Source organism: Microbacterium sp. BF1 (assembly GCF_019279095.1).
In the GTDB taxonomy this organism is placed as follows: Bacteria; Actinomycetota; Actinomycetes; order Actinomycetales; family Microbacteriaceae; genus Microbacterium; species Microbacterium maritypicum.
Genome location: NZ_JAGYWT010000148.1, coordinates 1 through 5,427, shown reverse-complemented (window position 1 = coordinate 5,427; position 5,427 = coordinate 1). Strand labels below are relative to the sequence as shown.

At 68.7% G+C, this 5,427-nt stretch carries 6 protein-coding genes and 1 pseudogene; 5 read left to right on the top strand and 2 right to left on the bottom strand.

Annotated elements, in window-relative coordinates:
* On the bottom strand, nucleotides 1-486 hold a 486-nt coding region (locus KZA10_RS07200; RefSeq protein ID WP_218682523.1), incomplete at its 3' end, for a PLP-dependent transferase.
* 112 nt (nucleotides 487-598) lie between these two features.
* On the opposite strand from KZA10_RS07200, the gene KZA10_RS07195 reads away from it, so the two are divergent.
* Nucleotides 599-1,066, top strand: a complete 468-nt coding sequence (locus KZA10_RS07195; protein WP_218682522.1) for an Lrp/AsnC family transcriptional regulator — start codon at nucleotides 599-601, stop codon at nucleotides 1,064-1,066.
* A 78-nt stretch (nucleotides 1,067-1,144) separates the two neighbouring features.
* Entirely contained in the window at nucleotides 1,145-2,854 is a 1,710-nt protein-coding gene (locus tag KZA10_RS07190) for an AMP-binding protein (RefSeq protein WP_218682521.1), read from the top strand.
* Between the two features lie 103 nt (nucleotides 2,855-2,957).
* Here KZA10_RS07190 and KZA10_RS07185 read toward each other — a convergent pair.
* Nucleotides 2,958-3,167 (bottom strand): annotated as a pseudogene (locus KZA10_RS07185) (response regulator transcription factor); the annotation flags it as partial.
* A 228-nt stretch (nucleotides 3,168-3,395) separates the two neighbouring features.
* On the opposite strand from KZA10_RS07185, the gene paaA reads away from it, so the two are divergent.
* The 3 genes from paaA to paaC all read left to right on the top strand — a co-directional run.
* Nucleotides 3,396-4,370, top strand: coding sequence for a 1,2-phenylacetyl-CoA epoxidase subunit PaaA (gene paaA / locus KZA10_RS07180; RefSeq protein ID WP_055877528.1), 975 nt, complete (start codon nucleotides 3,396-3,398; stop codon nucleotides 4,368-4,370).
* The gene (gene paaB / locus KZA10_RS07175; protein WP_017828375.1) at nucleotides 4,370-4,675 is read left to right on the top strand and encodes a 1,2-phenylacetyl-CoA epoxidase subunit PaaB; all 306 of its coding nucleotides are present in this window, start codon (nucleotides 4,370-4,372) and stop codon (nucleotides 4,673-4,675) included. Before paaA ends, paaB begins: the two co-directional genes overlap by 1 nt.
* The coding region (gene paaC, locus KZA10_RS07170) for a 1,2-phenylacetyl-CoA epoxidase subunit PaaC (RefSeq protein WP_218682520.1) at nucleotides 4,672-5,427 on the top strand (756 nt) is incomplete at its 3' end. The genes paaB and paaC, both read left to right, overlap by 4 nt.

Below are 5,427 nucleotides of genomic sequence, written 5' to 3'. Positions count from 1 at the left end.
CGCCGGGGTCTCGACGACCACGAGGCCGGTATCGGGACGGACGGCTGCCGCGACCTCGTCGGGATGGCAGTAGGTGGTCTCGACGCCGAGCAGCCCGGATCCGAGCAGGTGGTCGGTGCCCCCGTAGAGCGGACGCACCGCGACCACGTGGCGCGCCCCCGTCGCACCGGTGTGTGCGAGGATCACGGCCGTCATCGCGGCCATGCCCGAGGCGAAGGCGACGGACGCATCGGCGTGCTCGAGTTCGGCCAGTGCCTCCTCGAAGCGGGCGACCGTGGGATTCCACAGCCGCGCGTAGACCATGCTGCCGTCGGCCGGAGGACGCCCGCCCGTCGCCATCGCCTCGTACGAGTCCCCGCCGCGCTCGATGTCGGGGAGCGGATTCGTCGTCGACAGGTCGATCGGCAGCGCGTGGACCCCGAGACCCTCGAGATCGGAGCGTCCGCTGTGGACAGCGACGGTGTCGGGATGCAGCGGTGCAGTCATGCCTCCACGTTGCCGGAATCACGATGAATGCGCAGAAGATCGACAGAAACCGCCAGAAAATCGATGTGGAACGCTACTCTGTGCAATATCCAGCAGGCAAGGAGGCTTTCCGTTGGCGAAAGCACAACTCGACGAGATCGACCTCGAACTGCTCGCGGTTCTCACTCGTGATGCCGAGACGACGAACAAGGCGCTCGCGCATCGGCTCGGCCTCGCCGAGTCGACCTGCGCGCATCGGGTGCGGGCGCTGCGCGAGCGCGGCGTCATCCGCGACACCCGCATCCGCATCGACGGGGCCGCCCTCGGCTTCCCGCTGCAGGCGATCATCAAGGTGCGCCTCGCGAACCACACCGGGGCGAAGGTGACCGCGCTCTTCGATGCCCTCGCCGACATCCCGCGCGTGCTGCAGGTCTTCCACGTGGCCGGCGTCGACGACTTCCTCGTGCACGTGGCGGTGCAGGATGCGACGGCACTGCGCGACATCGTGCTCGAGCACATCACGGTCCATCCGGTCGTGCGCGGCACCGAGACCCAGCTCGTGTTCGAGCTGCGCGACGGACCGGGAGTGCTCTCCACCTGACCCGTCCGACCGGAACGAGCGGGGCGTCGATGCGTGCGCGAGGATGGAATGCACGTCAGCCAGGAGCAAGGGAGCACCATGAGCCGCAGCGCCACCGCCGCCACGCACACCGTCCGCGAGATGCGGGACTTCCTCTTCGCGAACGCCACCGACTACGAGGCGGCGCGGGCCGGGTTCGCCTGGCCGCAGGTGCCGGAATTCAACTTCGCGCTGGAGTGGTTCGACGTCGTCGCGGGCGAGAATCCCGACCGACCGGCGGTGCAGATCGTCGAGGCCGACCTGAGCCTGCGCTCCTGGACCTACGGCGAGCTGTCGGCACGATCCGACCAGGTGGCCGCCTGGCTCGCCGCTCTCGGCATCGGCCGCGGCGACCACGTGATCGTGATGCTGAACAACACGATCAAGCTGTGGGAGGTGATGCTGGCGATCACGAAGATCGGCGCCGTCTCCATCCCGAGCTCGACCCTCCTCTCCGCGGCGGATCTCGCCTACCGCGTAGACCACGGCCGCGCGCGGGCGGTCATCACGCTCGGAGCCCTCGCCGACCGCCTCGACGACATCGGGCCCGACATCCTGCGCATCGGTGTGAGCGACGGCATCCCGTCCGGCTGGGCGCGCTTCGATGATTCGACCGCTGCCACGGCGGTCTTCGAGCCCGACGGCCCGACCCCCTCGTCCGACACCGCCCTGCTCTACTTCACCTCGGGCACCACGAACCGGCCGAAGCTCGTGCAGCACACGCACGCCTCGTATCCGATCGGGCATCTGTCGACCATGTGGTGGCTCGGTGTGCGCCCCGACGATGTGCACCTCAACATCTCCTCCCCCGGCTGGGCGAAGCACGCCTGGTCGAGCTTCTACTCGCCGTTCCTCGCAGAGGCGACCGTCTTCGTCTACAACTACGCCCGCTTCGACGCGAACACGCTCATGCAGGTCATGGACACCCACCACGTGTCGACGTTCTGCGCGCCGCCGACGGTGTGGCGGATGCTGATCCAGGTCGACCTCGCCCGCCTCACCCACCCGCCGCGGGAGCTGGTGGGGGCGGGTGAGCCGCTGAACCCTGAGGTCATCGACCGGGTGCGCGACGCCTGGGGCGGAACGATCCGCGACGGCTTCGGCCAGACCGAGATGACCGCCTGCATCGGCAACTCCCCGGGTCAAGCCGTGAAGGTCGGTTCCATGGGCCGCCCCCTGCCCGGATACCCGGTGGTGCTGCTGGACCCCGTCACCGGAGAGGTCGTCGACGCCGAGGGCGAGATCGCGCTCGACCTGTCCCGGCCTCCGCTCGGGCTCATGGCCGGGTACTACGACGACCCAGAGAAGACCGCCGAGTCCCGGGCGGGTGGTTACCACCACACCGGCGACATCGCGGTGCGCGACGACGATGGCTACCTCACCTACGTCGGACGCTCCGATGACGTGTTCAAGGCCTCCGACTACAAGATCTCGCCGTTCGAGCTCGAGTCCGTGCTGCTGGAGCACGACCTCGTGATCGAGGCGGCGGTGATCCCGAGCCCCGATCCGACGCGTCTGGCCGTGCCGAAGGCCTACGTGTGCCTGACCTCCGATGTCGCAGCCTCCGACTCGGACGCGGCGCGCGCGATCTTCGCCTACGCGCACGAGCGGCTGTCGTCGCACCTGTGGGTGCGGATCATCGAGTTCGTTCCGGAGCTGCCGAAGACGATCTCGGGCAAGATCCGCCGTGTCGAGCTGCGCGCTCGCGAGGCCGCGCGTGTGCAATCAGGAGACGAGAGCGGACAGCACCGCGACCGCGACTACCGCTGAACGCTCAGCGTGCGATCGCGACCGATGCCGTCGCCGGCCCGGTCTTCGACAGTGCCGACTTCGCCGACTTCGAGGTCGCGGGCCCGACGCGCAAGCGGAGGGCTCAGAGCAGGCCGCTGTCGCGCGCGATGGCGATGGCGCGCGCACGACTGTCGGCGCCGAGCTTCTCGAACACGTGCACGAGGTGGGTCTTCACGGTGGCCTCGGTCACGAACAGGGTCTTCGCGATCTCGCGGTTGGATGCCCCCGTGTCAAGCAGTCGGAGCACCTCCAGCTCGCGGTCGGTCAGGCGCACCCGCGGTGCGCGCATGGCACCTTCCGCGCATTGGTGCGCCTCGACGACGCCTTCCGGGTCGACATCGAGATCGGCGGAGATGCGCTCGCATTCGAGCATCCAGACCCCTCCGAGGCCTACGGGCGAGCCCTCCTGGAGCTGATCTCCCGCTCGCAGTGAGAGCCGCGCCTTGAATCCGGCCGTCCTCTGTGTCAGAATTACCTAACGATCGGTCAGTAAAGTTGACCGGATGCCGAGGAGTCGACGATGACCAGTGCCGCAGACCTATCCCTGGTGGGCGAGATCTCCGATGAGGAACGTCTCTTCGACGAGCTCATCGCCAACGAGCAGCGCATCGAGCCGCGCGACTGGATGCCGGAGGCGTATCGCAAGACGCTGGTCCGGCAGATCTCCCAGCACGCGCACTCCGAGATCATCGGCATGCAGCCGGAGGGAAACTGGATCACGCGCGCGCCGAGCCTCAAGCGCAAGGCGATCCTGATGGCGAAGGTGCAGGACGAGGCCGGCCACGGCCTCTACCTCTACTCCGCAGCGCAGACCCTGGGCACCACGCGCGACGAGATGATGGATCAGCTCATCAGCGGCAAGGCGAAGTACTCGTCGATCTTCAACTACCCCACCCCGACCTGGGCGGACATGGGCGCGATCGGCTGGCTTGTCGACGGTGCCGCGATCTGCAACCAGGTGCCGCTGTGCCGGGCGTCGTACGGCCCGTACGGGCGGGCCATGGTGCGGGTCTGCAAAGAGGAGTCGTTCCACCAGCGCCAGGGCTTCGAGATCCTGCTGACCCTCATGCAGGGCAGCGAGGAGCAGCGCGCGATGGCCCAGGATGCGGTGAACCGCTGGTACTGGCCGAGCCTCGCGATGTTCGGGCCGCCCGATGACCAGTCCCCCAACTCGGCGCAGTCGATGAAGTGGAAGATCAAGCGGTTCTCGAACGACGAGCTGCGTCAGCGGTTCGTCGGCATGCTCGTGCCCCAGGCCGAGATCCTCGGGGTGACCCTGCCCGACCCCGACCTGCGCTTCGACGAGGAGACGGGCCAGTACGTGATCGGCGAGATCGACTGGGACGAGTTCTTCGAGGTGGTGCGCGGCAACGGACCGTGCAATGCCGAGCGTCTCGAACGGCGCCGCACCGCGCACGAAGAGGGCGCCTGGGTGCGCGAGGCCGCGGCCGAGTACGCGCGCAAGCAGTCCCTCAAGACGAAGGCGGTGGCGTGATGGCGACGCCGGGAGCAGACGAGCGCGAACCCTGGCCCCTGTGGGAGGTCTTCGTGCGCGCGAACCGGGGCCTCAGCCACGTGCACGTCGGCTCGCTGCACGCGCCGGACGCCGAGATGGCGATCCGCAATGCTCGCGACCTCTACACGCGCCGCGGCGAGGGCGTCTCGATCTGGGTCGCGCCGGCAGACGCGATCACCACGAGCGACCCGGACGCCAAGGGCGCGTACTTCGAGAGCCCCGCCGGCAAGAACTACCGCCACGCCGTGTACTACACGGCCTCCGAGGGAGTGCCGCACCTGTGAGCGCACCGCACCCGACCACCGCGCACGAGGGCGCCGACGTCCACGGCGACATCCACGGCGACATCCACGGCGACGTCTCCGTCGACGAGATCAGCCTCTCGCAGGAGCTCTCCGGCACCGGCGCGGTCGCCGCGTCGGCCGACATCGCCGAGTATGCACTGCGCCTCGGCGATGACGCGCTCATCCTGTCCCAGCAGCTGGGCGCCTGGATCTCGCGCGCCCCCGAGCTGGAGGAGGACGTGGCCCTGGGCAACATCGCGCTCGACCTGCTCGGCCACGCACGCTCCTTCCTGCACTATGCCGGCTCGTACGACGGCCGCAGCGAAGACGATCTCGCCTTCTTCCGCGACGAGCCCGAGTTCCGCTGCGCCTGGATCGTGCAGCAGCCCAACGGCGACTTCGCCCAGACCATCGCGCGGCAGTTCGTGGTGGCCACCTACATGTTCGAGCTGTACTCGGCCCTGCGCGCCAGCAGCGACGAGACCTTCGCCGCGATCGCCGAGAAGTCGCTCAAGGAGGTCGACTACCACCGCGATCACGCCGTGCAATGGATGCTGCGACTCGCCGGCGGCACCGAGGAGTCCCGCACCCGCATCATCCGGGCGATCGGCGACGTCTGGCCGTACGTCGACGAGCTGTTCCGCGACGACGACCTGATCGACCGGCTCGGAGATGCGGCCGCGCGGCCCTCGAGCCTGCGCCCCGCGTTCGACCGCGTGGTCGACACCGTGTTCGCCGAGGCGGACGTGTCG

Coding starts and splice junctions, on each gene's coding strand:
- paaB (WP_017828375.1), top strand. CDS start 4,370: ATGGCGACGCCGGGAGCAGACGAGCGCGAACCCTGGCCCCTGTGGGAG.
- KZA10_RS07190 (WP_218682521.1), top strand. CDS start 1,145: ATGAGCCGCAGCGCCACCGCCGCCACGCACACCGTCCGCGAGATGCGG.
- paaA (WP_055877528.1), top strand. CDS start 3,396: ATGACCAGTGCCGCAGACCTATCCCTGGTGGGCGAGATCTCCGATGAG.